Annotated in this window: 30 protein-coding genes; 24 read left to right on the top strand and 6 right to left on the bottom strand. The window is 71.4% G+C overall.

Annotated elements, in window-relative coordinates; translation table 11 throughout:
• Positions 1 to 237: 237 nt before the first annotated feature.
• Complete coding sequence (locus tag H4W31_RS18775; protein ID WP_192767847.1) at positions 238 to 1116, top strand: GNAT family N-acetyltransferase; 879 nt, start codon at positions 238 to 240, stop codon at positions 1114 to 1116.
• Positions 1113 to 2033, top strand: a complete 921-nt coding sequence (locus H4W31_RS18770) for a DNA-3-methyladenine glycosylase family protein (protein WP_192767846.1) — start codon at positions 1113 to 1115, stop codon at positions 2031 to 2033. Before H4W31_RS18775 ends, H4W31_RS18770 begins: the two co-directional genes overlap by 4 nt.
• A 112-nt stretch (positions 2034 to 2145) precedes the next feature.
• Here H4W31_RS18770 and H4W31_RS18765 read toward each other — a convergent pair whose 3' ends face one another.
• The gene (locus tag H4W31_RS18765) at positions 2146 to 2649 is read right to left on the bottom strand and encodes a DUF1990 family protein (protein WP_318783263.1); all 504 of its coding nucleotides are present in this window, start codon (positions 2647 to 2649) and stop codon (positions 2146 to 2148) included.
• 130 nt (positions 2650 to 2779) lie between these two features.
• On the opposite strand from H4W31_RS18765, the gene H4W31_RS18760 reads away from it, so the two are divergent.
• Positions 2780 to 3271: a GNAT family N-acetyltransferase gene (locus H4W31_RS18760; protein WP_192767845.1), complete on the top strand. Its 492-nt coding sequence runs from the start codon at positions 2780 to 2782 to the stop codon at positions 3269 to 3271.
• Positions 3272 to 3298: 27 nt separating this feature from the next.
• Here the strand turns inward: H4W31_RS18760 and H4W31_RS18755 are convergent, their stop codons facing one another.
• Positions 3299 to 4303, bottom strand: a complete 1005-nt coding sequence (locus H4W31_RS18755; RefSeq protein WP_192767844.1) for an ArsR/SmtB family transcription factor — start codon at positions 4301 to 4303, stop codon at positions 3299 to 3301.
• A gap of 90 nt (positions 4304 to 4393) precedes the next feature.
• Between H4W31_RS18755 and H4W31_RS18750 the strand changes: the two genes are divergently transcribed.
• From H4W31_RS18750 to H4W31_RS18720, 7 genes are all read left to right on the top strand, one after another.
• Positions 4394 to 5212 carry an isocitrate lyase/PEP mutase family protein gene (locus H4W31_RS18750; RefSeq protein ID WP_192767843.1) on the top strand — a complete coding sequence of 273 codons (819 nt, stop codon included), beginning with the start codon at positions 4394 to 4396 and terminating at the stop codon, positions 5210 to 5212.
• A 106-nt stretch (positions 5213 to 5318) separates the two neighbouring features.
• Positions 5319 to 6347 (top strand): glutathione S-transferase family protein, encoded by a 1029-nt coding sequence (locus H4W31_RS18745; RefSeq protein ID WP_192767842.1) that lies wholly within the window; start codon positions 5319 to 5321, stop codon positions 6345 to 6347.
• Between the two features lie 170 nt (positions 6348 to 6517).
• Complete coding sequence (locus tag H4W31_RS18740; protein WP_192767841.1) at positions 6518 to 6808, top strand: hypothetical protein; 291 nt, start codon at positions 6518 to 6520, stop codon at positions 6806 to 6808.
• Positions 6809 to 6871: 63 nt separating this feature from the next.
• Positions 6872 to 10156 carry a formate dehydrogenase gene (gene fdh / locus H4W31_RS18735; protein WP_318783262.1) on the top strand — a complete coding sequence of 1095 codons (3285 nt, stop codon included), beginning with the start codon at positions 6872 to 6874 and terminating at the stop codon, positions 10154 to 10156.
• Between the two features lie 6 nt (positions 10157 to 10162).
• Entirely contained in the window at positions 10163 to 11134 is a 972-nt protein-coding gene (locus tag H4W31_RS18730; protein WP_192767840.1) for a 4Fe-4S dicluster domain-containing protein, read from the top strand.
• A 97-nt stretch (positions 11135 to 11231) separates the two neighbouring features.
• The gene (nrfD, locus tag H4W31_RS18725; protein ID WP_192767839.1) at positions 11232 to 12257 is read left to right on the top strand and encodes an NrfD/PsrC family molybdoenzyme membrane anchor subunit; all 1026 of its coding nucleotides are present in this window, start codon (positions 11232 to 11234) and stop codon (positions 12255 to 12257) included.
• Complete coding sequence (locus H4W31_RS18720) at positions 12254 to 12412, top strand: hypothetical protein (RefSeq protein ID WP_192767838.1); 159 nt, start codon at positions 12254 to 12256, stop codon at positions 12410 to 12412. The genes nrfD and H4W31_RS18720 overlap by 4 nt, the downstream gene beginning before the upstream one ends.
• A 46-nt stretch (positions 12413 to 12458) precedes the next feature.
• Here H4W31_RS18720 and H4W31_RS18715 read toward each other — a convergent pair whose 3' ends face one another.
• Positions 12459 to 13304 (bottom strand): TetR/AcrR family transcriptional regulator, encoded by an 846-nt coding sequence (locus H4W31_RS18715; RefSeq protein ID WP_225945584.1) that lies wholly within the window; start codon positions 13302 to 13304, stop codon positions 12459 to 12461.
• Between the two features lie 92 nt (positions 13305 to 13396).
• On the opposite strand from H4W31_RS18715, the gene H4W31_RS18710 reads away from it, so the two are divergent.
• Both H4W31_RS18710 and H4W31_RS18705 read left to right on the top strand, forming a co-directional pair.
• Positions 13397 to 14578 carry an FAD-dependent monooxygenase gene (locus H4W31_RS18710; RefSeq protein ID WP_192767837.1) on the top strand — a complete coding sequence of 394 codons (1182 nt, stop codon included), beginning with the start codon at positions 13397 to 13399 and terminating at the stop codon, positions 14576 to 14578.
• Positions 14579 to 14770: 192 nt separating this feature from the next.
• Positions 14771 to 14974 carry a hypothetical protein gene (locus tag H4W31_RS18705; RefSeq protein ID WP_192767836.1) on the top strand — a complete coding sequence of 68 codons (204 nt, stop codon included), beginning with the start codon at positions 14771 to 14773 and terminating at the stop codon, positions 14972 to 14974.
• 145 nt (positions 14975 to 15119) lie between these two features.
• On the opposite strand, the gene H4W31_RS18700 is transcribed toward H4W31_RS18705, so the two are convergent.
• Positions 15120 to 15344, bottom strand: a complete 225-nt coding sequence (locus tag H4W31_RS18700; protein ID WP_192767835.1) for a hypothetical protein — start codon at positions 15342 to 15344, stop codon at positions 15120 to 15122.
• Between the two features lie 132 nt (positions 15345 to 15476).
• On the opposite strand from H4W31_RS18700, the gene H4W31_RS18695 reads away from it, so the two are divergent.
• From H4W31_RS18695 to H4W31_RS18655, 9 genes are all read left to right on the top strand, one after another.
• Positions 15477 to 16568 (top strand): ATP-dependent DNA ligase, encoded by a 1092-nt coding sequence (locus H4W31_RS18695; protein WP_192767834.1) that lies wholly within the window; start codon positions 15477 to 15479, stop codon positions 16566 to 16568.
• A 94-nt stretch (positions 16569 to 16662) separates the two neighbouring features.
• Positions 16663 to 18234: an alpha/beta hydrolase gene (locus H4W31_RS18690; protein WP_225945583.1), complete on the top strand. Its 1572-nt coding sequence runs from the start codon at positions 16663 to 16665 to the stop codon at positions 18232 to 18234.
• Between the two features lie 138 nt (positions 18235 to 18372).
• Complete coding sequence (locus H4W31_RS18685; protein WP_192767833.1) at positions 18373 to 19374, top strand: NAD(P)-dependent alcohol dehydrogenase; 1002 nt, start codon at positions 18373 to 18375, stop codon at positions 19372 to 19374.
• A gap of 68 nt (positions 19375 to 19442) precedes the next feature.
• Positions 19443 to 19910, top strand: a complete 468-nt coding sequence (locus H4W31_RS18680; RefSeq protein ID WP_192767832.1) for a GNAT family N-acetyltransferase — start codon at positions 19443 to 19445, stop codon at positions 19908 to 19910.
• A 96-nt stretch (positions 19911 to 20006) separates the two neighbouring features.
• Positions 20007 to 20414, top strand: coding sequence for a YbaB/EbfC family nucleoid-associated protein (locus H4W31_RS18675; RefSeq protein ID WP_192767831.1), 408 nt, complete (start codon positions 20007 to 20009; stop codon positions 20412 to 20414).
• Positions 20411 to 20719 carry a type VII secretion target gene (locus H4W31_RS18670; protein WP_192767830.1) on the top strand — a complete coding sequence of 103 codons (309 nt, stop codon included), beginning with the start codon at positions 20411 to 20413 and terminating at the stop codon, positions 20717 to 20719. Before H4W31_RS18675 ends, H4W31_RS18670 begins: the two co-directional genes overlap by 4 nt.
• A gap of 98 nt (positions 20720 to 20817) precedes the next feature.
• Positions 20818 to 21720 carry a hypothetical protein gene (locus H4W31_RS18665; RefSeq protein WP_192767829.1) on the top strand — a complete coding sequence of 301 codons (903 nt, stop codon included), beginning with the start codon at positions 20818 to 20820 and terminating at the stop codon, positions 21718 to 21720.
• A gap of 13 nt (positions 21721 to 21733) precedes the next feature.
• Positions 21734 to 22321, top strand: a complete 588-nt coding sequence (locus H4W31_RS18660) for a DUF6346 domain-containing protein (protein WP_192767828.1) — start codon at positions 21734 to 21736, stop codon at positions 22319 to 22321.
• 155 nt (positions 22322 to 22476) lie between these two features.
• Positions 22477 to 22965 carry a GNAT family N-acetyltransferase gene (locus tag H4W31_RS18655; protein ID WP_192767827.1) on the top strand — a complete coding sequence of 163 codons (489 nt, stop codon included), beginning with the start codon at positions 22477 to 22479 and terminating at the stop codon, positions 22963 to 22965.
• Positions 22966 to 22995: 30 nt separating this feature from the next.
• On the opposite strand, the gene ligD is transcribed toward H4W31_RS18655, so the two are convergent.
• Positions 22996 to 24027: a non-homologous end-joining DNA ligase gene (gene ligD, locus H4W31_RS18650; protein ID WP_192767826.1), complete on the bottom strand. Its 1032-nt coding sequence runs from the start codon at positions 24025 to 24027 to the stop codon at positions 22996 to 22998.
• A gap of 46 nt (positions 24028 to 24073) precedes the next feature.
• Positions 24074 to 24535, bottom strand: a complete 462-nt coding sequence (locus H4W31_RS18645; protein ID WP_192767825.1) for a hypothetical protein — start codon at positions 24533 to 24535, stop codon at positions 24074 to 24076.
• Positions 24536 to 24669: 134 nt separating this feature from the next.
• Between H4W31_RS18645 and msrB the strand changes: the two genes are divergently transcribed.
• From msrB to H4W31_RS18630, 3 genes are all read left to right on the top strand, one after another.
• Entirely contained in the window at positions 24670 to 25104 is a 435-nt protein-coding gene (gene msrB, locus H4W31_RS18640; protein ID WP_192767824.1) for a peptide-methionine (R)-S-oxide reductase MsrB, read from the top strand.
• A 34-nt stretch (positions 25105 to 25138) separates the two neighbouring features.
• Positions 25139 to 25399, top strand: a complete 261-nt coding sequence (locus H4W31_RS18635) for a Prokaryotic metallothionein (RefSeq protein ID WP_192767823.1) — start codon at positions 25139 to 25141, stop codon at positions 25397 to 25399.
• A 118-nt stretch (positions 25400 to 25517) separates the two neighbouring features.
• Complete coding sequence (locus tag H4W31_RS18630; RefSeq protein ID WP_192767822.1) at positions 25518 to 26003, top strand: GNAT family N-acetyltransferase; 486 nt, start codon at positions 25518 to 25520, stop codon at positions 26001 to 26003.
• Positions 26004 to 26028 lie beyond the last annotated feature (25 nt).

The raw sequence follows: 26028 nt of genomic DNA, 5'->3' as shown, positions 1-26028 counted from the left end.
GTCCCCAACCCACCGCCGCCAGGTGAATCCGACGACGTCGATCCGAAGGGAGGACGACGGCACGAGGGCCAGGTCGGGAAACACCTGAACCGCTACAGGCCGGACGGCACCGGAACGCGCACGGGCGTTCCGGTGCCGTCCCGTCTTTGTCCGGCCCCCGACCACCGAAAGGCGGGCGATGGCGATCGGTCGGAATCGTGCTTGTCCGCCGGCCGGCGAGCCGGGCATGGTGGCCCGATGCGACGGGACTACGACGGCGAGGCCGATCTTGCGGAGTTGCAACGGTTCGCGCAGCGGATCTGGTCGCCGGGCAGCCGTTGGCACGTCGGTGACCTGGCCTGGAACCTCGGCCAGGAGCCGACCGCCGCCAAGCGGCCGATGGCGCTGTGGCGGATCGGCGCCGAAGTGGTGGCGTGGGGCTGGCTGGAGGCGCCGGACGAACTGGCCCTGCTGGTCGACCCCGCCCGTCCGGAACTCGCCGGACAGGTGCTGGACTGGGCCGAGGACGTGACGGCCACACCGCCCAGCGTCACCGTCTTCGACACCGAACGGCACCTCGAGGCCGCGCTGCGCAGCCGGGGGTACTCGGCCGACGGGGACGGGCCGTACTTCCTCGCCCATCGCCGTGACCTCGCCGTACTGCCGGCGATGCCGAGCCTGCCGAGCGGTTTCCTGGTCCGTCCGGTACGCGGCGAGGACGACCTGACCCGCCGGGTCGCCGTACACCGGGAGGTCTGGCATCCCTCGGCGGTGACCGAGGAGCGGTACCGCACCCTCGTCCGGCGCTGGCCGTACCGGTCCGAGTATGACGTGGTCGTCGAGGCGCCGGACGGCCGGTTCGTCGCGTACTGCCTGGGCTGGTACGACGAGGTGAACCGGGCCGGGCTGTTCGAGCCGGTCGGCACGGTCGCGGAGTTCCGCCGGCAGGGCCTGGGCCGCGCCGCCGGGATCGCGGTGCTGCGGGCGTTCCGCGAAGCCGGCGCCGAGACGGCCGTGGTGTACGCCCGGGGCGACGACGCCTATCCGGTTCCGAAGCGGCTCTACGCCGCGCTCGGCTTCGCCCCGCACGCCCGGACGGTCAGCTACCGCCCTCGGCGTGACAGAGTGTCCCGGTGACCGAAACCGGGCCGACGGCGAGTCGGGTGCTGCACCCACCGGCGGGTTACCACCTCGCCGGCTCGGTCCGGCCGCTGGCGATGGGAGCGCACGACCCCTGTGCCCGGTTCGTCGACGGCACCTTCTGGTGGGCCACCCGTAGCCCGGCCGGCCCCGGAACCCTCGCACTGCGCCGACGCGCCGACGAACTGGTCGCCGACGGCTACGGACCGGGCGCGGACTGGGTACTGGAGCGGGCCGACGCCGTGGCCGGGCTCCGGGACGACCTGACGGGCTTCGACGGGCTCGCCGCCGGCCATCCGGTGGTGGCCCGGTTGGCCCGCGACCACCGGGGACTGCGGCTGCCGGCCACCGGCCAGATCTTCCCCCGACTGCTCCGCGCGATCTTCGAACAGAAGGTCACCGGCAAGGAGGCGTTCCGGGCGTACGCGGCGACGGTACGGCACTTCGGCGCCCCCGCCCCCGGCCCGGTACGAGGGCTCTGGGCACCGCCGGAACCGGCGGTGATCGCCGCCGCGCCGTACTGGGTGTTCCATCCGTTCGGGGTGGAGCAGCGGCGCGCCGACACCCTGCGCCGGGCGGCGGCCGTCGCGGACCGGCTCGAACGTTGCGGCGATCCGGTCGAGGCGACCCGCCGGCTCACCGCGATCGTCGGGATCGGCCCGTGGACGGCGGCCGAGGTGGTCCGGATCGCCTTCGGTGACCCGGACGCGGTGAGTGTCGGCGACTACCACATCCCGAACACGGTCGCCTGGGCACTGGCCGGCGAGGCCCGGGGCGACGACGCGCGGATGCTGGATCTGCTGGAGCCGTTCCGGGGACACCGGGGCCGGGTCTGTCTCCTGCTGGCGGCCGCTGGCCTGCACGCGCCCCGGTTCGGGCCCCGGATGCCGATCCGCTCCTTCGCCCGCTTCTGATCGGCATCGGGACGCGGTCAGCCGGCGATCAGCGTCGCGGCTCGGTCAGCCGGCGATCAGCGTCGCGGCGCGGTCAGCCGCCGATCAGCGTCGCGGCTCGGTCAGCCGGCGATCAGCGGCGAAGCGCGGTCAACCGGCGCAGCACCGTGCCGCACCACCAGGCGTACGCCCGTTGCAGGACGGGCACCACCGGCCCGGCGAGTCGGGTCAGTCGGCTGGCCGGTGCGCTGAACGCGATCACGGTGAACCAGACCCTCCCGTCGTCGGCGAGCTCCACCAGGAACGCCTCCTCGCCCCGCATCGGATGGCCGGGCAGCGTTCCGTAGCCGAAGCCGATCCGCCGCTGGTCGCGTACCGCCCAGACCACCTCGCACGGCGCGGCCAGGCGCAGCCGACCGAGCCCGAGCCCGGCGGTGACCGCGACCCCCGGCGCGGCCGACGGCGCATCGGTCGTCATCCGTACGCCCATCGCCCGGTGCATCCGCCAGGTCAGTACGGCCGCCCCGGCAGCCTCGAACACGCCCGGCGCCAGCTCGGTACGCCACCGCAGGTGCCGGTACCCGGCCGGAAGTCGACCCGTACCGGTGGCCCCCACCTCGGGGTAGGTGAATCCCACACGTCCTCCCGTCAGCTGTAAGGAAGGGCCCCTTCCTATCGTTTTCTGTAGAAGAAGGGCCCCTTCCTAACCCCTAGAGGCTAGGAGGGTGCGGGCACCGGGCTGGAGTCGGTGTGGTTGCCTGACGGACGTGTCCACTTCCCGCTCCGATTCCTCCCTCGCGGTCAGCGTCGTACCGGCCGGGCGCGGTGACGCCGGTGAGATCCTGACCGTCCAGCGGGCCGCGTACGTCAGCGAGGCGCAGCGCTACCGGGAGCCGCTGCTGCCACCGCTCACCGAGACGCTGGACGAGCTGCGCGCCGTACTGGCCGGTGGCGGCATCGTGCTGGCGGCGCGGCTCGGTACCCGGCTCGTCGGCGCGGTCCGGGCCAGGATCGAGGACGGCACCGGCCACATCGGCCGGCTCGCCGTCGCACCCGATCTGCACGGCCGGGGCATCGGCAGCGAACTGCTGCGCGCCGTGGAGGCCGCCTGTCCGGACCCGGTACGCCGATTCGAGCTGTTCACCGGGGCCGACAGCGAGGACACCGTACGGCTCTACCGCCGACACGGGTACGTCGTGTTCGCGCACCGCCCGCTCGACGTCGGTCCGGGACTGCTGTACCTGGAGAAGCACCGGTAGGAGTCCTGCCGACCCGGGCCGCCGTTCTCAGCCGGCGACGGTGAGCAGCGCGTCGGCGACGGTGGTCCGGGTGTTCAGGACCGTACGGCCGCTCCGGTGGGTCGACACCAGCCCGGCGGCCCGGAGCACGGCGAGGTGCTGGGACACCCCGCCCGCGGAGATCCCGGTACGTCGGGCCAGCTCGGTGGTGGAGATCGGTGCCCGCATCTCGACGAGCAACCGGGCCCGACCCCGCCCGAGCACCGCGCTCAGGGTGTCGGATGCCTGCCGGGGCGCCTCCCAGAGGGTGCCGATACCCCGGGCCGGGTAACCGAGCTGCGCGGCGGTGCCACCGGGGACGCTGAGCACGGACGGCCAGACGAAGACCGACGGGATCAGCACCAGACCGCCACCGTCCGCGACGTCGGCGGCGGTGCAGTGGCGTTGGGCGATCGAGAGGGTCTCGCCCTCCCAGCGCACCTGTTGATGGAGATCGTTGAGGAGCCCGGCGGCGCCGTTCTCGGCCAGTAGCCGGGCCCGGTGCTGCACGTCGGCGTCCAGCAGCAGCCGGATCCGGGGCCAGTCCGGCGCGAGCGCGATCCGCCAGTACCCGGCGATCTCCTCGGCGAGCCGACGCAGCCCGGCCGCCGGGTCGGCGTACAGGGCGCGGATCGCCGGTGACCGCGTACCTCCGTCGTACAGGTCGAGGTCGGCGCGGACGATCTCGGGCGGGGTGGCCCGCAGCACGGCGAGTTCGGCGTCGAGGTCCGGCGTCAGGCCGCCGGGTGGCGGGGTGAGAAAGTCGGGCAGGTAGCCGGGCCGGGCCGGGATGAGCTGCGAGAGCAGGCCGGCACCGTCGGCACCGTGGGTGCCGTCGGCGCCGACGAGGCCGGCGGAGCGGAGCCGGGGGCGTACCCGGTTCACCCACGGCAGGTGTACGGCGTGGTCACCGGTGTCCCGCAGCACCCGGACGCTGGCGGCGACCTCCCAGAGGCAGGAGACCGCGAACCGGATCCGGGCGACGGCGCCGGCCGACAAACCGATGGCAACCACGACGACCTCCCGTTCCGGTCCGAGCCGCTCACGTTTTAGTCAGGACTCAAAGAGTACGGCGATCGTCGCTGACCTCGGAAACTACCTGGCATGACTGATCAGCTGGCCCGAGCCGAACTGTTCCATTCGCTGCACGTCCCCGGTACCCCGGTTGTCCTGGTCAACGCGTGGGACGCGGCGAGCGCCCGGATCGTGGAGGCGGCCGGTGCCCACGCGGTCGCGACGACCAGCGCCGGGGTGGCGTGGAGCCTCGGTGCGCCCGACGGCGACGTCCTCGGCCGCGAGCTGGCCGCCGACGCCGTCGGCCGGATCGTCGGTACGGTGTCGGTGCCGGTGAGCGCCGACATCGAGGCCGGTTACGGGGCGACGCCGGAGCAGGTGGCGGAGACGGTCAGCGCGGTACTCGCCGTCGGCGCGGTGGGGGTGAACATCGAGGACGCGGCTCCCGGCGACGTCCCGGCGCTGCGCGACGTCGCCGAGCAGTCGGCCCGGCTGTCCGCCGCCCGGGCCGCCGCCGACCGGGCCGGGGTGCCGCTGTTCGTCAACGCCCGGATCGACACCTTCCTGCGTGGCCCGGGGAACGTCGCCGAGACCGTCGCCCGGGCGACCGCCTACCTCGTGGCCGGTGCCGACGGGGTGTTCGTGCCCGGACTGGTGGACCCGGAGACGATCGGAAAGCTCGTGGCGAACGTTCCGGCGCCGGTCAACATCCTCGCCGGACCGGGCGCTCCGGCGGTGCCGGAACTCGCCAGGCTCGGCGTGGCCCGGGTCAGCCTCGGCTCCTCGGTGGCCGAGGGCGCGTACGCGGTGGCGCGTCGGGCCGCCGACGAGGCGTTCGGGGCGGGCACGTACGGGGCACTCGCCGGTGCCCTGGACTACGGGACGGTCAACCGGCTACTGCGGCGCTGACCAGCACGGCGACGGGCCGGTCAGCCCCGGTCGGAGCGGCCCTTCGCCGGGTCCGGTGGCCCGGGTCGGCGGTTGCGCGGCGGGGTGGCTGGGGAACGATGGGGGCATGTCGAACAGCAAAGACGGCAGCTACGTCAATCCCGGCGGGGAGTTCACCCGCGACCAGCGCTACATCGCGACCCGGATCACCAGCGACGGGCGGGACGGCTACCCGGTGGAGCCCGGCCGGTACCGGCTGGTGGTGAGTCGGGCCTGCCCGTGGGCGAACCGGGTCATCATCGTCCGCCGGCTGCTCGGCCTGGAGGACGTGCTGTCGATGGGGGTAGCCGGGCCGACCCACGACGCCCGGAGCTGGACCTTCGACCTCGACCCCGGAGGTCGCGATCCGGTGCTCGGCATCGAGCGCCTCCAGGAGGCGTTCTTCGCCCGGTTCCCCGGGTACGAGCGCGGGATCACCGTGCCGGCGATCGTGGACGTACCGACCGGGCAGGTGGTGACGAACGACTACGCCCAGATCACCCTCGACCTGTCGACGCAGTGGCGGGCGCACCACCGGTCCGGCGCTCCCGACCTCTATCCCGAGGCGCTGCGGGCCGAGATCGACGAGGTGAACGGCGTGGTCTTCGCCGACGTGAACAACGGGGTCTACCGGTGCGGCTTCGCCGGCAGCCAGGAGGCGTACGCGAAGGCGTACCACCGGCTCTTCAACCGGCTCGACTGGCTGTCGGCCCGGCTGGCGGACCAGCGCTACCTGGTCGGCGACACCATCACCGAGGCCGACGTCCGGCTCTTCACCACGCTGGTCCGGTTCGACGCCGTCTACCACGGCCACTTCAAGTGCAACCGGCAGAAGCTCACCGAGCAGCCGGTGCTGTGGGCGTACGCCCGGGACCTGTTCCAGACGCCGGGGTTCGGCGACACCATCGACTTCGACGACATCAAGCGGCACTACTACGAGGTGCACCGGGACATCAATCCGAGCGGCGTCGTGCCGGAGGGCCCGGACCTGTCCAACTGGCTTGACCCGCACGGTCGGGAGGCGCTCGGCGGACGCCCCTTCGGCGCCGGCAGCCCGCCGGCACCGACCCGGGCCAACGAGACCGTTCCGGCCGGGCACACCCCGCTGGCGGACTGACCGCCGATCTCCCACCGGTACCGGCCGAGGCTTCCCCGGCCGGTACCGGCGTTGTACGTGGCACCAGCAGGGCCAAACCGGCTGCACCGATATAGGCGAAATGAGAGGCTTATTGGCAGTTGCTGGTCGGCGGTGCTGGGACGCCGGCCCGGAGCCCGACGGGAGGCGGCATGGCGAGCAAGGCGGCGGTGCTGCACCTGATCGGGCTCGGTCGGAGCTACCAGGAGATCGGCGCGACGCTGGGCATCCCACCCGGTCAGGCGTACCTGATCGGAACCGGGATCCCGGCCGACGGCGGCGGCACGGTGACCAGGGCGCAGCGCGAGCGCCCGGGGATCCTGCCGTCCCGGACCCAGTGCCTGGTCAACCCGCGCGAGGCGCCGCCGCCTCCGGCCGGACCGGTGCACGACTGGATTCGGACCCGGGCCCGCGACGACCGGCCGAACCGGCCGGGCCGGTAACCCGGACCGCCGCCCGAGCCCCGACCCGCGCCCCCGGACAGCCATCGAGGACAGGAGCCTGCCGTGCCCCAGATTCCGATCGGTTCGTGGCCGGTGTGGCGCCAGCTCACCGGGGCGGACCGGACCGGCCGGGCAGCCTCGGTGAAGTCGCCGCAGAGCGACACCCTCCAGGCCCGCACCGCCACCGCGGATCGGGTGGTCAAGTCCGTCTGCCCCTACTGCGCCGTGGGCTGCGCGCAGAACGTGTACGTCCGCGACGAGCGGGTCGTGCAGATCGAGGGAGATCCCGACTCGCCGGTGAGCCGGGGGCGACTCTGTCCGAAGGGTGCCGCCTCGCTGCAACTGACCACCGCCTCGAACCGGTTGGACAAGGTCCGCTACCGCCCGCCGCACGGCACCCAGTGGCAGGACCTCGACCTGGCCACCGCGATGGACATGATCGCCGACCGGGTGATCCGGACCCGGCGGGAAACCTGGCAGTGGGAGGAGGAGGACGGCGGCCTGCTGGCCCGGACGATGGGAATCGCCAGCCTGGGCGGCGCGACACTGGACAACGAGGAGAACTACCTGATCAAGAAGCTGTTCTCCGCGCTCGGGGTCGTCCAGGTGGAGAACCAGGCCCGGATCTGCCACAGCTCCACGGTGATCGGCCTCGGTACGTCGTTCGGGCGCGGCGGCGCCACCACCTTCATGCAGGACATGCAGCACGCCGACTGCATCGTGATCGAGGGTTCCAACTTCGCCGAGGCGCACCCGGTGGGCTTCCAGTGGGTGCTGGCGGCCAAGGCCCGGGGCGCCACGGTGATCCACGTCGACCCCCGGTTCACCCGGACCAGCGCCCTGGCCGACCTGTTCGTGCCGATCCGCGCCGGCACCGATGTCGCCTTCCTCGGCGGGATCATCAACCACGTACTGACCGAGGAGAAGGACTTCCGGGAGTACGTGCTGGCGTACACGAACGCCTCCACGATCATCAACGAGCAGTTCCAGGACACCGAGGACCTGGACGGGCTCTTCTCCGGCTTCGACCCGAACGGCCACCAGTACGCCGAGGAGACCTGGCAGTACGAGGGCGTCCAGTTGGTCTCGGCCAGCGGCGAGCGCGACAACCAGTACATGGCCCGGCAGGCGGCCCAGATCGACCGGCCCGGTTCCCCCGGACGCGACACCGGCGAGCACGGATCCGGCCAGGGTGAGAAGCACGGCTCCGGCAGCGCCGCGCTGGACGGCCAACCCCGGCGGGACCCGACGCTGCAGGACCCCCGCTGCGTCTACCAGATCCTCAAGCGGCACTTCTCCCGCTACACCCCGGAGATGGTGGAACGGATCTGCGGCATCCCACCGGAGGTCTTCGCCGAGGTCTGCCGGCACCTGGTCGACAACTCCGGGCCCGAACGCACCAGCGAGTTCGTCTACGCGGTCGGCTGGACCCAGCACACCGACGGTTCGCAGTTCATCCGCTCGGCCAGCATCCTGCAACTGCTGCTGGGCAACATCGGCCGGCCCGGCGGCGGCATCCAGGCACTGCGCGGGCACGCCAGCATCCAGGGCTCTACCGACATCCCGACCCTGTTCAACCTGCTGCCCGGCTACATCCCGATGCCGCACGCGCACAAGGCACAGACCCTCGACGACTTCATCGTCGCGGACGCCGCCCGCAAGGGGTTCTGGGCGAACATGCGGGCCTACACGGTGAGCCTGCTCAAGGCCTGGTGGGGGCCGGTCGCCCAGCCCGAGAACGACTTCTGCTTCAACTACCTGCCCCGAATCACCGGCAGCCACTCCCACTACGACACCACGCTGGAACAGCTCGGCGGCACCTGCAAGGGCTACTTCCTGCTCGGGGAGAACCCGGCGGTCGGCTCGGCGAACGCCCGGATGCAGCGGTTCGGGATGGCCAACCTGGACTGGCTGGTCGTCCGGGACCTCACCATGATCGAGAGCGCCACCTGGTGGAAGGACGGCCCCGAGATCGAATCGGGCGAGCTGGTCACCGAACGGATCGGCACGGAGGTCTTCGTACTGCCGGCCGCCGCGCACACCGAGAAGGCCGGCAGCTTCACCAACACCAACCGGTTGCTGCAATGGCACCACCAGGCCGTGGAGCCGGCCGACGACCGGCGCAGCGACCTGTGGTTCATGTACCACCTGGGCCGGATCATCCGGCAGAAACTGGCCGGTTCGACAGATCCGATGGATCGGCCGATCCTCGACCTGACCTGGGACTACCCGACGAGCGGCTCGACCGCCGAGCCGAGCGCCGAGGCGGTGCTCGCCGAGATCAACGGTTGGGACGCCGACGGCCGGCCGCTCTCCGAGTACCCCGAACTGCGCGACGACGGCTCGACCGCCTGCGGCTGCTGGATCTACTGCGGGGTCTACAAGGACGGGGTGAACCAGGCCGCGCGGCGCAAACCGGCGGAGGAGCAGCACTGGGTCTCCCCCGAGTGGGCCTGGGCCTGGCCGGCGAACCGCCGGATGCTCTACAACCGGGCCTCCGCCCGACCGGACGGCACACCGTGGAGCGAACGCAAGAAGTTCGTCTGGTGGGACGACGAGGCCGGCCGATGGACCGGGTACGACGTACCCGACTTCGAGCCGACGAAGCGACCGGACTACCAGCCGCCGGAGGGCGCCCGGGGAATCGCCGCACTGCGTGGCACCGACGCCTTCATCATGCAGGCCGACGGGCTCGGCTGGCTCTACGCGCCGACCGGGGTGGGCGACGGGCCGATGCCCACCCACTACGAGCCGCAGGACTCCCCGATGGACAACCTGCTCTACCGCCAGCAGCGCAATCCGGCCCGGCTGCTCCGGCCGCACGACCTCAACCGGTACCACCCGAACGGCTCCCAGCGCGGCGCGCAGATCTTCCCGTACGTGGTCACCACCTACCGGCTGACCGAGCACTTCACGGCGGGCGGGATGAGCCGGCACACGCCGTACCTGGCCGAGCTGCAACCGGAGTTCTTCTGCGAGGTCTCCCCCGAACTGGCCGCCGAGCGGGGTCTCGTGCACGCCGACTGGGCCACCATCGTCACCGCCCGCAGCGCGATCGAGGCCCGGGTCCTGGTCACCGAGCGGGTGGCGCCGCTGCACGTCGACGGGCGGATCATCCACCAGATCGGGCTGCCGTTCCACTGGGGACCGAACGGCTACAGCCGGGGCGACGCCGCCAACGAACTCACCTCGATCTCGCTCGACCCCAACTCGCACATCCAGGAGAGCAAGGCGCTGTCGGCGGACATCCGCCCGGGGCGCCGGCCACGCGGGACGGACCGGCTGGCGCTGGTCCGGGACTACCAGCGCCGGGCCGGGATCACCGAACGCACCGGAACGGAGGCGTGAGCAGCAATGGCACTCGATCTGCGCGAGGGGACCGGCGGGGAGCGGGATCCGGCCACCGCCGGAGGCTACGTCGAACCCCCGGAACGGGTCGGCTTCTTCACCGACACCAGCGTCTGCATCGGCTGCAAGGCGTGTGAGGTGGCGTGCAAGGAGTGGAACGCGGTCCCGGAGGACGGGCTGCTCTTCACCGGCATGTCGTACGACAACACCGGCAGCCTCGGTGCCAACAGTTGGCGGCACGTCGCCTTCATCGAGCAGCCCCGCCGCCTCGGCCGGCAGGAGACCCACCTGGCCCCGACCGAGCTGCCGCCCGACCTGCTCCGCTCGGCCGGCGGACGCACGGCGGTCTCGCTCGGCATGCCCGCCGCGGCACCGCCGGACGGACACGTCGCCGCCGCGGCCGAGATGGACTTCCGCTGGTTGATGTCCTCCGACGTGTGCAAGCACTGCACCCACGCCGCGTGTCTGGACGTCTGCCCGACCGGCTCGTTGTTCCGGACCGAGTTCGGCACGGTGGTGGTGCAGGAGGACATCTGCAACGGCTGCGGTTACTGCGTACCGGCCTGCCCGTACGGGGTGATCGACAAGCGCCCCTCGAACGGGCTGGTCTCGAAGTGCACCCTCTGCTACGACCGGCTCTCGGTCGGCCAGGAGCCCGCCTGTGCCAAGAGCTGCCCCACCGACTCGATCCAGTTCGGCGAACTCTCCGAGCTTCGCGAGCGGGCCGCCGGTCGGGTACGGGACCTGCACGACGCCGGGGTGACCAGCGCCCGGCTCTACGGCGCCGACCCGAACGACGGGGTCGGCGGTGCCGGCGCGTTCTTCCTGCTGCTCGACGAGCCCGAGGTCTACGGCCTGCCGCCGGATCCGGTCGTCACCACCCGGGACCTGCCCGCGATGTGGCGGCGGGCCGGGCTGGCCGCCGTGGGCCTGCTGGCCGTCCTCGTCGCCGTCGCCGTTCCGGGAGCCCGCCGGTGAGCGGGCGCGGCGGGCGATTCCGCCGGCTCGGTTCCGAAGCGCCTGACGTCGACGAGCACGGCGGCGGGCACAGTGACCGGCACTGCGAGGAGATGGCATGAGCCACACCGATGTCCGACTCGACACCTCGGTCGACCTGCCGGTGGAACGGGACGCCCTGATCGGCTCGGCCGGGCGGCCGGAGCGCCGGCAACGCGGCGAGCGGCTGATGGTGGCCAAGGCCGAGTTCCGGTCGTACTACGGCCAACCTGTGCTCAAGGCGCCGCCCTGGGAGGCGGCCGACATCGCCGGCTACCTGTTCTTCGGCGGGCTGGCCGGCGCCTCCTCGACGCTGGCCGCCGCCGCCGAACTCACCGGCCGGCCGCACCTGGCCCGGGGGCTCAAGGCCGGTGCCGCCGTCGCCCTCACCGGATCGCTCTACTCGCTGGTGCACGACCTGGGCCGCCCCGAACGCTTTCTCCACATGCTCCGGGTGGTCAAGGTGACCTCGCCGATGAACATCGGTTCCTGGCTACTGGCCGGGTACGGCCCGCTCGCGATGCTCGCCGCCGGAAGTGCCGTAACCGGGTGGCTGCCCCGGCTCGGCCGGCTCGGCACCCTCGGCGCCGGCGTCCTCGGCCCGGCCGTCGCCTCGTACACGGCGACGCTGGTCTCCGACACCGCCATGCCGGTCTGGCACGAGGCGTACCGGGAACTGCCGGTCCTCTTCGTGGGCTCGGCCGCAGCCTCGGCCGGCGCGCTCGGCCTGCTCGTGGCGCCGGAGTCGGAGGCCGGCCCGGCCCGCCGCGCCGCCCTGCTCGGCGCCGTCACCGAACTGGCGACGGCCAGCCGGATGGAGCGTCGGCTCGGCATGGTGGCCGAGCCGCTGCGCCAGGGTCTCGGTGGCGCGCTGCTGCGGACCAGCCGCCTGCTGGTGGCCGGCGGCGCCCTGGCCCTGACCATTCCGGTACGGAGCCGGGTGGCGACGAGGGTGGGCGCGGCGGCGATGCTCGCGGGTTCCATCTGCCTCCGGTTCGGGATCTTCCAGGCCGGTCTGGCCTCGGCCCGGGACCCGAAGTACACCGTGACGCCGCAGCGGAAGCGGCTGGAAGCCCGCACCGGACGGCGGAGGCGACGACCGTGAGATCCGTGACGAAGTACCTGCCGTTCGCCGGCATCGTGCTCAGCACCTGTGCCGCCGCCATCCTCGCCGCCCGGCGGGACGTTCCGGACGGGCGCCGCTCCCGCCGCCGAGCGGGTCGACGATCGGCGTGGCTGCCCGGCGTACCCGGTCGGTGACGTCGCCGGTCCTGATCACCCGGTCCTCCGGTTGGCCGTCCCCGGCTCAGCGACCGGTCGAGGCGCCGGTCGAGGCGCCGGTCGGCGGGAGGTCAGCGGTCGGCGGGGCGCCGGTACCGGTGCCGGTGCCGGTCGACGGGGGATCAGCGGTCGACGGGGGCTCGGTGCCGGTCGACCCGGGGTCGATGCCGGCCATCGCGAAGAGGACGGTCCGGACGGCCTGGTGAAGGTCGCGGCGGCTCTGCTCGCTGCCCGGCGCCGGGGCGGTGAGAGAACCGGCGCCGACGAGGCGGTCGAAGAGCAGGCCGTCGACGCAGGCCACGAGGTGGTTGCCGCGCTGCTCCGGATCTGCCGCACCCGCCCGGCTGAGCAGCGCACGGGCCTGGGTCCGGGAGGCGGTCCCGTACGCCAGGATGTCCCGCAGTTCGGGGTGGTGGGTGGCCTCCAGCAGGCAGGCGTACCGGGCCAGCGTCCGGGTACGGCCGACGGTCAGCCACTGGTCGAGCAGGCCGGCGATCCGGCCGGCGAGCAGGTCGAGGTCCCGGGGACCGAGCGGTTCCGTTCCGCTGATGGAGACAGCCGATCCGGCAGTCGCCGATGCTGGGCCCGCCGATGCTGGGGCCGGCGATGCTGGGCCCGCCGATCCGGGGGTCGTCGGCTCCTCGGTGGGGAGTTCGGTGGCTTCGAGGTCGGCCCGGTCGAGGTCGGCGAGTCGGCGTACGACCGCCTCGATGAGCGCCTTCCTGGTCCGGAAGTACGCCGACGTGGAACCGAGCGGCAGTCCGGCGCGGGCGTCGACCGCCCGGTGGGTCAGGCCCCGCATGCCGAGTTCCGCCAGGAGTTCGATCGCGGCGTCGGTGATGACGGCGAACCGGTCCCGCCGGACAGCCATCCGCCCTCCTTCACCAGGCTCTTCTACGGCTGTAGTATGCCTTTCTACACCTGTAGAAGAGTGGGTACGACGGATCCCGTGGAGGGGTGAGGATGACGCAGGACCGAACCGCCGTGGTCGTCGGCGCCGGCATCGGAGGACTCAGCGCCGGGTTGGCGTTGTCCCGGCAGGGCTGGCGGGTCACCATCCTGGAGCGGGCGCCGGCGTTCGGTGCGGTGGGCGCCGGGCTCACGCTGATGTCCAACGCGCTGGCCGGGCTCGACGCGCTCGGGGTGGGCGAGCAGGTCCGGGCGGGCGGCCGGGTGGAGGCGCCCGGCGGCAGCCGTACCGCCGACGGCCGCTGGCTGTTCCGGGTCGAGGCCGTCGACCTGAGCGACCGGCTCGGCACGGAATCGCTCGGCATCCACCGGGCGACGTTGCACGGCATCCTCCGCGACGCGTTGCCGGCCGGCACGACGCTGGTCACCGGGGCGGAGGTGGTCGAGGTCGTCGCCGGGCCGCCCGCCGAGATCAGCTACCTGGCCGACGGCACCCGGACCACGATCGGCGCCGACCTGGTGGTGGGCGCGGACGGGCTCCGCAGCACCGTACGGAACCGGTTGTGGCCGGACGTCCCGCCGCCGGTGTACGCCGGGTCGACCGCCTGGCGCGGTGTCACCGACCAGCCCTGGGACGGCGAGCTGTACGTGGCGATCAGCTGGGGGCCGGGCGCGGAGTTCGGCATGGTCCCGCTCGGCGACGGTCGGGTCTACTGGTTCGGCGCGGTCAACGCCAGGGCCGGCGGGCGCGACCCGGACGAGTTGCGGGCCGTCCGGAAGCGGTTCGGGGCGTGGCACGCGCCGATCCCGGACCTGCTGGCCGCCACCAGCGCCGAGACGGTGCTCCGGAACGACATCTACCACCTCGGCAAGCCGCTGCCGAGTTACCTGCGCGGGGCGGTCGCGCTGCTCGGCGACGCCGCCCACGCGATGACCCCGAACCTGGGCCAGGGCGCCGCCCAGGCGATCGAGGACGCGGTGGTGCTCGGTACGGCGGTCGGCGGGGGCTCGGGCGACCTGGCTGCCGCGCTGGTCCGGTACGACCGACAGCGCCGTCCCCGGAGCCAGCAGGTGGCCCGGGCCTCCTACCGGGTCGGCCGGTTCGGCCAGCAGCTCCGAAACCCAGTGGCGGTTACGTTGCGTAACAGTCTGCTCCGGCTCGCCCCGCCCCGCACCGCCCTCCGCTCGATGTCCCGGTACACCGACTGGCGACCTCCGGCGCCCGGCGAGATCTGACTCTGGGTAGCACTCGAAATCGATTTCCGAGAGATCCCCGGATTCGACGCGAGATGAATCCACCGTTCACCTACATTCATCCGACTGTGCCGCCGCGATCCGTGCCCGATCGTCCTGAATAGCCTCATAATGCATCACAGCACCACTAGGCATCAGGCCCAAAGTGGCTTAAAAGGAGCGAGAGGCACAAACGTGAAGCTCACCTTTGTTCGCAAGACCGCGCAGTCCCAGGTCAACAATTGCCCGTCGCTGTACCGCACCGATCGTGGCACCTTCGTCGTGCAGGGCTGGCGAATCTCCGACCCCGAGGCGCTCGCCCAGCTCGACATTCCGGCACACGAGACGGCCGTCGAAGTTCCGGCCGATGTGCTCGCGGAGATTGCGAAGACACTGTAGGTAACCATTCGACGGCCGGACAGCCGACTGGACGGCCGCGCACCAACAAGGCCCTGTAGAACATCGGCCGATCGGCTCACCGGGCACGTGCGGAGGCCCTGCCGCAGACCCGAAGTGGTGAGCCGATCGACCTCAGGAACAGGATTCACGCACCGCGCCCGGCCGGCAGCTCGCGGAGGTCGGCCAGGGTGACCGGGGTACGGCTGCGCAGCAGCCGCTCCAGCGCGGCGACGCTGCCCACCTCGCCCAGTACGTCCAGCCCACCGACCTCCCGGCGATAGCGGTACGCCAGCCGGTAGAGGTATCTCCCGCCGATCCGCTCGACGCTCACCTGCCACCGGCCGCAGCAGACGCAGACCCAGTCCCGCATCCGGCGAACATAGCTCTGACCTGCGGAAACTCCGACTCGCTCGGGGCATACGCGGTGCTGCTGGGACCACCGGGACGGTTGAGACGAACGAGGAGCACCACGGGCCGGCGACGATCTGGTTGACTTGGCCGGGTGGACCTGCCGATCAACCCGCCGGTCGAGCCGATGCTGGCCCGGAGCGTGCCGAAGATCCCCACCGCCGAGGGGATGACCTATGAGCCGAAGTGGGACGGTTTCCGGTGCATCGTGTTCCGCGACGGGGACGAGGTCGAGCTGGCCAGCCGGGGCGGCAAGACCCTGACCCGCTACTTTCCCGAGGTCGTCGCCCAGGCCCGGCAACAGTTGCCGACGCGCTGCGCGGTCGACGGTGAGCTGATCGTGATCCGCCGGGACGGCCCGGACGGTGCACCCCGGCTGGACTTCGAGTTGCTGAGCCAGCGCATCCATCCGGCCGCCTCCCGGGTCGCCATGCTGGCCGAGACCACCCCGGCCGACCTCGTCGCCTTCGACCTGCTCGCGATCGGCGACGAGGCGCTGCTGGACCAGCCGTACGCCCGGCGTCGGGCCCGGCTCGTCGAGGCGCTGAGCGGAGTCGTCCCGCCGGTACACGTCACCCAGACCACCGACGATCCGGAGACCGCCCGCCGCTGGTTCGAGATCTTCGAGGGGGCCGGGCTGGACGGGCTGGTCGCCAAGGCGGCCGACATCCCGTACGAGCCGGGGAAGCGGCTCATGTTCAAGGTCAAGCACACCCGCACCGCGGACGTCGTCGTCGCCGGGTTCCGCTGGCACAAGTCCGGCCCGGTGGTCGGCTCGCTGCTGCTCGGGCTCTACGACGACGCGGGCACGCTGCACCACGTCGGCGTCTCGGCGTCGTTCACCGCCGCGCGCCGGGCCGAACTCCTCGACGAACTGGCGCCGTACCGGGGTGAGATGGCCGACCATCCGTGGATCCACGGCGACCACACCAGTGGGCAGCGGATTCCGGGCGGCCCGAGCCGGTGGTCCGGTACCAAGAGCCTGGAGTGGGAGCCGCTGCGGCCCGAACTCGTGGTCGAGGTCGGCTACGACGCGATGGAGGGGGACCGGTTCCGGCACACCGCGCAGTTCGTCCGCTGGCGGCCCGACCGCCAGCCGCGTTCCTGCGGGTACGACCAACTCGACCGGCCGATCAGGTTCGACGTCGACCAGGTGCTCCGGGGCGATCCGGCGGCCACCGCCTGACCCCTCGCCGAGGCCGGTCCCGGTCGCCCGGCGCCCCCACGCCGTCCGCCCCGACCGCGTAGCCTGGCGATCGAGAAGATCACGGAGGATTCTCTTGGCCCGCACGCATCTTCGCCGACTGCCCCTGGTCGGTTTCGTCGCCGTCGTCCTGCTCGCCGCCGGGTGCAGCCTTCCGGTGTTCGACCGGGGCGGGGAGGGCGACCGGACCCGTCCGAAGGCGTCGAGCGGCGCCGGCCCGAACTGGAAGCCCTGCCCGGAGGTGCCGCGCAAGCTCGTCGGGCGGGGTGCGGCCAACATGCGGTACGACTGCGCCACCATCTCCGTACCCGGGGACTGGAACGCGGGCGGCGCGGCCGGCGGAAGCGGCGGCGACAAGGTCGAGATCGCCCTGCTGCGGATCCGGTCGAGCAAACAGCAGGACCGGATCGGCTCGCTGCTGGTCAACCCGGGCGGGCCGGGCGGTTCGGGCGTGGACTCGGCGGTCTACCTGTCGTTCGGAGCGGCCTTCGGCGGGCTGCCCGACGACGTGACCCGGCGGTTCGACATCGTCGGCTTCGACCCGCGCGGGGTCTCCCGGTCCTCCCCGGTGAAGTGCGTGCCGGACGCCGACCTGGACGCCACCTTCGGCTTCGAACCCGACCCGGAGAGCCAGGCCGACTTCGACGAGCTGGTGGCGCTCAACCGCAAGATCGGCGCAGGCTGCGGCGAGAAGTACGGCGACCGGCTGCGCCTGTTCTCCACCGAGCAGGCGGCCCGGGACATGGACGCGATCCGGACCGCGGTCGGCGACGAGAAGCTGAGCTACCTCGGCTACTCCTACGGAACGCTGCTCGGGGCGACGTACGCGCAGCTCTTTCCGCGCAACGTCCGGGCGTTCGTGCTCGACGGCGCGGTCGACCCGAAGCAGGACATGGTGGCCGGCTCGGAGAGCCAGGCCAAGGGCTTCGAGCGCGCCTTCACCAACTTCACCGACTGGTGCGAGCGGACGCCCGGCCGCTGCCCGATCGCGCCGGACGCCCGCACGGCGGTGACCGAGGCGATCGAGAAGGCCCGGGTCTCGCCGGTACGCGACGCGAAGGGCCGCGAGGCGACCCCCGGCTGGATCTTCTACGCGGTGATCTCGTCGCTCTACACCGAGGCGGGCTGGGAGAAGCTGGCCGCCGCCATCGACACCCTCGCCGACGGCAACCCGAAGGGCACCTTCGAACTGGCCGACGCGTACGCCGAGCGGGACGCCGACGGCAAGTACACCAACCTCTTCGACGCCAACCTCGCGGTCAACTGCGCCGATGAGGAGACGAAGGTCGGCGTCGACCGGATCCGCACCCTCCAGTCGGACTGGCGCAAGAAGTACCCGCTGTTCGGCGCCCCGCTCGCGACCGGGATGCTGAGCTGTGAGTTCTGGCCGGGGCAGCGCGACCCGTACCCGACCGGACCGGCGACCGGGGCGCCGCCGATCGTGGTCGTCGGCACCACCGGCGACCCGGCCACCCCGTACGAGCAGACGCCGAAGCTGGCCGAGATGCTCGACGTCGGGGTAGTGCTGACCTGGCAGGGCGAGGGGCACACCGCCTACCCCCAGACGAGGTGCATCACCAACGCCGTCGACGCCTACCTGATCGATCTTCAGGAACCACGCGAGGGCACGAGCTGCCCGGCCCGGTGAACGGCCGGGGACGGTTCGGTCCTCGTACTTTGGGCTGACCTTCCGGAGCGTACTTTGGGCCGATCCGGCGGGGCGCGGGCGTTCCTACCCTGATCTCAGGGCACGGGCCGACAGGCTCCCGCGACTTACGGAGACACCATGAAGGCGATCTTCCAGGACCGGTACGGCTCATCCGATCTCTTGGAACTACGGGACGTCGAGCAGCCGGTACCGGCCGACAACGAGGTGTTGGTCCGGGTACACGCCGCTGCCGTCAACGCCCGGGACTGGCACATCATGCGGGGCGACCCGTACCTGGCGCGGCTGATGTTCCGGCCGGTGTTCGGATTCGGCGGGCCGAAGATGAAGATCCGGGGCAGCGACTTCGCGGGTCGGGTGGCAGCGGTCGGCAGCCGGGTGACCCGGTTCCAGCCCGGCGACGAGGTGTACGGCGACGTCGGCGACGTCGACGGCGCGTTCGCCGAGTACGTCTGCGCCTCGGAGGACGTGGTGGAGCGCAAGCCGACCAATCTGACGTTCGAGCAGGCTGCCGCGATCCCGCTGGCCGGGACCACAGCCCTGGTCGGCCTCCGCGACGCGGCAGGGGTACTACCCGGGCAGCAGGTGCTGATCAATGGCGCGTCGGGCGGCGTGGGAACGTTCGCCATCCAGATCGCCAGGGCGTTCGGCGCGGAGGTGACCGCCGTGTGCAGTACCAGAAACGTGGATCTGGTCCGGTCGATCGGCGCCGACCACGTCATCGACTACACCCGGGAGGACTTCACCCGCAGCAGCCAGCGGTACGACGTCCTGTTCGACCTGGTGGCGAACCGTTCGTTGGCCGAGTTCCGACGGGTGCTGACCCCCACCGGAACGCTGATCCTCGCCGGCGGCGGCGTCTCCGGCAGCCGTCCCCGCCTGGTCGGGCCGATGGGGCTCACCCTCAGCGGGATGCTCCGGTCCCGCTTCGTCCGCCATCGGGTGCTCACCCTCACCGACGTGCCCCGGAGCAGCGAGAAGCTGGCGGCACTCCGGGAACTCGTCGAGTCGGGCAAGGTCGTCCCGGTCATCGACCAGACGTACCCGTTGGTCGAGGCCCCGGAGGCGATCCGGTACCTCGAGGTGGAGCACGCCCGCGCGAAGGTCGTCATCACGGTGTGACGGCAGCGTACGCGCAAACGGCACGCCGGGTCGGGCAGTCATCCGGGCCGGTGTGCCAGGCTGTTGACATGGCAGACCTGATCCTCCGGACGGCGTGCCGGGCCGACGTACCCGCGATCGTGGCGATGCTGCACGACGACGAGATCAGCGCCGCGCGGTACCCGGAACCTCCGGTCAGCGAGGAGATCGACGCCGCCTACTGGGCCGGGTTCGACGCGATCGACGCCGATCCGCGCAACGAACTGGTGGTCGCCGAGCGCGACGGTGAACTGGTCGGCACGATGCAGCTCACCTTCATCCCGTCGATGAGCCGACGCGGCGCCGAACGGCTCCAGATCGAGGCGGTACGGGTCCGGTCCGACCTGCGCGGCGCCGGAATCGGCCGGCAGATGATCACCTGGGCCGTGGACCAGGCACGGGAGCGCGGCAACGGGCTGGTCCAGCTGACCACCGACAAACGGCGTACGGACGCGCACCGCTTCTACGCCTCACTCGGATTCCAGGCCAGCCACGAGGGCATGAAACTGTCGCTCTGACCTCTGTCCTTTGTGGTCCGCTGAACTTTGTCAGGTACTTGTTCGGACGAGCGGCCCCCTACGGCTCTCGCGCATTGTCTAGACTCCCCCGCGTCGATGCCAACGGAGGGGGACGTTGTGCCGCAAGATCCGGAAGGCTTCCTCGTTGACTGGGAACGCCGCGTAGAGCACCAGACGATGCTCACCACCGAGCTGAGCCAGCGGATGGAGCAGAACAGAGCGTCGGTCGAGTCAAGAGGCGGCGAGGCAGTGGTGACCGTGGACTCGTCGGGGGGCTTGGCCGAGCTGCGTCTCACCGAACGGGCGATGCGGCTGTCCGCGGACGAACTCGCCTCGATCATTCTCGACACCAGCCGACGCGCCCAGGCGAAGATGGCGCAGCAGATGGTCGATGTGGTGAGCAGTCTCTACGGCTCGGACTCGGAGACGGCCTCCTTCATCGGCAACGTCTATACAGGACAATTTCCGGAACAGCCCGAGGAAGAGGAGCATGACCGGCGATGACAGCGCCAGACATCAAGCTGTCCACCGAGGAAGTCCGCAGCCACTCCCGGATGGTGGACGAGGCTGCCGCGATGTGCCAGGAGGCCGTCTCCGGAGCGCAATACGTCGACATGCATGACGAGGTGTACGGCATACTGTGCAGCCCACTGTTTCTACCGATAATCCAACCGTTGCAGGACACGGCTTTGACGGAGATCCGGAATGGGGCGGACGCGACCGCGCACCTGGCGGACCTGCTGAGGACGCTGGCTGACAACGTCGATATCACGGACCAGGCGGCGGCGCAGCGACTCGGGGGTCGATGATGAGTACGGATGCCGTTATGAGCCGCCCGTCCGTCATCGCCCCCGAGGGTGCCACCAAGATTTACGAGGGTGGCGGCATCTTCGAGTCCGCCTGTGGCGTGGCGGACAGCGTCAAGAACGGGGACTGGCTGGGTGCCGGGGGCAACGCCGTAGCATTCGGCCTGTCCGCCATCGGTGCGATCATGGATCCACTACAGGCCGTGTTCGCCGCCGGTGTCAGTTGGCTGATGGAGCACGTCAGCTTCCTGCGTGAGCCCCTGGACAAGCTGCTCGGCGATCCGAAGGCCATCGAAGGGCACGCCAAGACCTGGTACAACATCGAGCAGCGCATCTACGAGGCCACCGACTTCTTCGTCGATGAGGTCAATCGGAGCACCGCGGCGTGGACGTCACAGGCGGCCACGGCGTACCGGCAGCGCGCCCGTACGCACGCGGAGTCGGTGCAGGCCCTGGGCGCGGTCGCCGACGCCATGAGCAAGGCGACCACCATCGTCGGTGCCATGGTCGGCATCATCCGCAACACCATCCGCGACATCGTGGCCGAGGTCGTCGGAGCCTGCATCTCCAAGGCGCTCCAGGCCCTCACGGTGGTGCTGATCCCCAAGGTCGCCGCCGAGATCGCCATCCTGGTGGGCAAGACCAGCAGCAAGATCCTCAATCTGCTCAAGCGCCTGTTCGAGGCGATCAAGCGCATGGGTGTGCTCACCCGTCAGTGCGACGCCATTCTCGCGCAGATCGGTCAGGCCAGCCGCAACACGCTGCGTCTGGAGGCGTTCCGCCTCCAGTCCGTCGGTGAGAGCACGCGCAGTTGGAGCGGCTACCGGCAGGCGGTCAGCACGATCGGCCAGGGCCACACCTCGGTGCACGGCACGGTCGGACAGGTGATCGAGAACACGGCGCGCAGTGCGGGCCAGACGAACTCCGCGCAGAACACCGGACAGTCGGGCGATACGCTGCGTGGCGACAACCCGGCCCCGAAGCCCATCGAACTTCCGCTCTGACGGGGGTGGCACCGTGGAACCGCAGGATGACCGGATCGCCAAGCGGCTCGCCGAGATCAGGGAGCAGGAGGCGGATCTGGATCGCAAGGCCGCCGAGCGGAACGCCGACGCGCGGGACCTCGGCACCCAGGTCGTACGGCGGGATGGCGGTTTCCTTCGGTCGCTCCTGTTCCTCGTCGGGGTGCTGGTACTGGCGGCCAGCCTGCTCGGGGTGGCCGTCACCCTGGGCCGGCTGTCCGCCGAGGACATGGCCGACGCCGAGCGTGAGGGACAGGCCACGGTCCGTTCGTGCGTCAAGCATGGCCCGATCACCACCCGTGGCTTCGGTTACTGGGAGAGCTGCGAGGCGGAGATCACCTGGTCCGGCGGCGGGGTCGAGCGCTTGACCATCAGCGTGGTGTTCGACTCCGCCGACATCGGCAGCTCGGTGCGCGTCGGTGACCTGGGGTACGACCGTAGCCGCCGGGAGCTGGCCCGCGCCGACGTGGCGCCGCGGCCGTGGCTGGAGTGGATCGGCTACGCGATCGGCGCGATCGCGCTGCTGCCCACGCTGGTCGGGGTGCTGCTCCTGCGCGAGACGCTGCGCCGCCGCAGGAGATAGGCCTTTACGGATCGCGTCTCGCCCGGCTTCCCGCCCAGCCACGAGGGTACGAAACCGTCGCGCTGACGCCGGCTGTACGGGGAGACTGCACACGCCTCGGAAGCCAACGGGAATCCGTTGGCTCCGGGCAGGCCGGCGCGGCTAGCCTCTGGCAAATGGGTGAGGTACGCAGGGCTACCCCGACAGACACCGCAGAACTGGTCCGGCTCCGTGGGGTGCTGCTGAGCGCCATCGCGGGGGGCGAGCCGATCGGCGACGAGTGGCGGCGGACCACGACCGAAACGCTCCGGAGCCGGCTGTCCGAGACCGACCCGACGCTGGTCGCCTTCGTCGTCGAACTGTCGGAGCGGCCGGGCGTCCTGGCAGCCTGTGCGGTCGGCACGGTCGAGTACCGGCTCGGCGGACCGAGCAACCCGGGCGGCGAGGTCGGATACGTCTTCAACGTCGCCACCGATCCGGACCACCGGCGGCGGGGCTATTCCCGGCGCTGCATGACGGCGCTGCTCGACTGGTACCGCGATCGGGGCATCCGCACCGTCGACCTTCGGGCGTCCGAGGCGGCCGAGCCGCTCTACCGCTCGCTGGGCTTCGTCCGTACGCCGGACCCCGCCATGCGGCTCCGGCTGTCGACGGTGGACGCCTGACCGGCGCACCTCGCGCTGGGGCCGCTTCCGTCAGCTCTCCTTGCGGTCGCGGTCCTTGGACGGCTGGACCCGCTTCGGTTCGCCCGGCATCTTCGGGTGGTCGGGCGGGTAGGGGAGGTCTCCCGAGCCGCCGTGGTCGTCGCGGTCTGCCCACTCCAGCAGCGGTGTGATGTCCCACGGGGTGTCGTCGATGCCGGCGTGCGGATCACCGATCTTCGCCAGCCGCTCCGGCACGGTACGCAGGTCGAAGTCGTCCGGCTCCACGTCCGGCAGTTCGTCCCAGGTGACCGGGGTGGAGGCGGTCGCCCGGGGGTTGGCCCGCAGCGAGTAGGCGCAGGCGATGGTCCGGTCCCGGGCCATCTGGTTGTAGTCGATGAAGACCTTCTCGCCGCGCTGCTCCTTCCACCACGACGTGGTGACCAGTTCCGGGCGGCGGCGTTCGATCTCCCGGGCGAAGGCGATCACGGCCCGGCGTACCTCGGTGAAGGTCCAGCGCGGCTCGATCCGCAGGTAAATGTGTACGCCCCGGCCGCCGGAGGTCTTCGGGTAGCCGATCGCGCCCAGCTCGTCCAGCAGCCCGCGCACCTCACCGGCCGCCTCCACCGCGTCGCCGAAGTCGGTGCCGGGCTGTGGATCGAGGTCGATCCGCAGCTCGTCCGGCCGGTCCACGTCGGCGCCCCGGACCGGCCAGGGGTGGAACACCACCGTGCCCATCTGGGCGGCCCAGGCGACGTGTGCCAGGTCGGCCGGACAGAGTTCGTCGGCGCTGCGGCCGCTCGGGAACTGGATCTTCGCGGTCTGGATCCACGGTGGTACGCCCCGGGCCGGCACCCGCTTCTGGTAGAACATCTCCCCCTCGATGCCCTCGGGGAAGCGCTGCAACGCCGTCGGCCGGTTGCCGAGGGCCCGCATGATCCCGTCGCCGACCGCGAGGTAGTAGTCGAACATGTCCTTCTTGGTGAAGCCCCGACGCGGGAAGATGACCCGGTCCGGGCTGCTCAGCCGTACCGTGTGTCCGGCCACCTCGACCTCGACGGGCTTCGCCTTCGCGCTGGCACCCATTCCGCGACCCTATGCCACCGGTCCGACATCGGTCGCCCGATGAGGATCAGTTCTGCGGTTTGCCGTACAGGTGTGCCTCCCGGAGCTGGCCGAACAGCACGAGCTTCTGCTCGAACCGTGGATCGCCGTCCAGCGGCCCGCCGTCGTACGGCGCCCGGAGCCGCAGCGTGGCACCGTCGATGAGATAGACCTCGACGAGGGTACGGCCGCCCCGGCGTTCCGCCCGGACCTCGTCCACCCGGTGCCAGGGTACGAAGACGCGCGGCCCGAACGACCGGCTGACGATCCCCCGCTGGTCCAGCCGGGTGAAGACCCGCAACCGGGTGGCGGCCCCACAGAGCACGCCGAGCGGCAGCGGGGCGAGAACGGCGATCCACACCAGTTCCGGCAGTTCGCGCTCGCCGGGGACGGCGGTGGCGATCACCAGCACGACTCCGCTGCCCAGTCCACCCCAGCGGAGTCCCCGGACCAGCGCCTGCCGCCAGGTCAGCCGGAACTCGGCCAGCACCGGACCCTGGTGCCGCCTCCGACTGTTCCCGCCCGGCCTGGTGGCCGCCCGCATGTCCTGTCAACGACCAGATGCCCCGAGCGGTGATTACCCGCTGCCGGTCGGGTCGAAGATCCGCGCCGTACCGTAGAGGTATGGCTGTCGACGACAACAGTGCCCGTACCGACGGGCAGCATGGGCTTGCGACCAGCGAGGAAGAGTGGCGGGTGCGGCTGAGCCCGGAGGAGTTCCGGGTGTTGCGCCAGGCCGGCACGGAACGTGCGTGGACCGGGGAGTACGTGGAGACGACGACCCCCGGCACCTACCACTGCCGGGCCTGCGGCGTGGAACTCTTCGCCAGCGACACGAAGTTCGACTCGCACTGCGGCTGGCCGAGCTTCGACCAGGCGCTGCCCGGCGCGATCCGCTACGTGGAGGACCGCTCGCTGGGAATGGTCCGGGTCGAGGTCCGGTGTGCCAACTGTGACTCCCACCTCGGGCACCGCTTCGACGGCGAGGGGTACACCCCGACGAACGCCCGGTACTGCATCAACTCGGTCTCGATGCGCCTCGACCCGTTGGGCACGTAGGATCTGGGGAGATGTCCGAAACGGGGGGTTTGTCATGGCAACCTGCGAGGTCTGCGGCAACGACTACTGGCTGGCGTTCGAGGTCCGGACCATGAGCGGTGACGTGCACACGTTCGACTCGTTCGAGTGCGCGGCCCACAAGCTCGCCCCGGTCTGCGAACACTGTGGGGTCCGGATCATCGGACACGGCGTCGAGGTGTCCGGCCGGTTCTTCTGCTGTGCGCACTGCGCCCGGGTGGTCGAGGGCGAGCGCGGGGCGGAGATCCGGGACGCGGTAGGAGCCCGACCGGCCTGATCACCGGTCCCCCGGCCCGGCGGACCCGGTCGGCGGACCCGGTCGGCGACCGCTCGGTGGCGCCGGTCAGCGAGGGCTCGCCGCCGCCGGTCGGACGCGGTCGCACTAGCATCGCGGGATGCATCAGAGGCAGACCCAGCCGCCGTCGGCGCAACCCGCGGAGCGGATCGGGTTCCGGGTCGCCGGGTTCGCCGACCTCGACGCCCGGACCCTGTACGACCTGCTGAAGCTCCGGGTGGACGTCTTCGTCGTCGAGCAGGAGTGCGCCTACCCCGAACTCGACGGGCGGGACGTCGAGCCGGGCACCCGGCACCTGTGGCTGTCCCGGGACGGAGTGCCGATCGCGTACCTGCGACTGCTCTCCGACCCGGACGGCGTGGAGCGGATCGGCCGGGTCGCGGTGGGTCGGTCCGACCGGGGCGGTGGGCACGCCGGGCGGCTGATGGCCGAGGCGCTGACCGTGGTCGGAGACCGGGAGTGCGTACTGGAGGCCCAGTCGTACCTGGTCGACTTCTACGCCCGGTACGGCTTCACCCCCAGCGGCCCGGAGTACGTCGAGGACGGCATCCCGCACGTCCCGATGCGCCGCGACCCGGCGCGCTGAGCACGGGCCGTATCCCAGCGAACCG

The organism is Plantactinospora soyae, assembly GCF_014874095.1.
Taxonomy (GTDB): domain Bacteria; phylum Actinomycetota; class Actinomycetes; order Mycobacteriales; family Micromonosporaceae; genus Plantactinospora; species Plantactinospora soyae.
The sequence above is the reverse complement of the archived record's forward strand: the minus strand, read 5'-3'. Positions and strand labels throughout refer to the sequence as shown.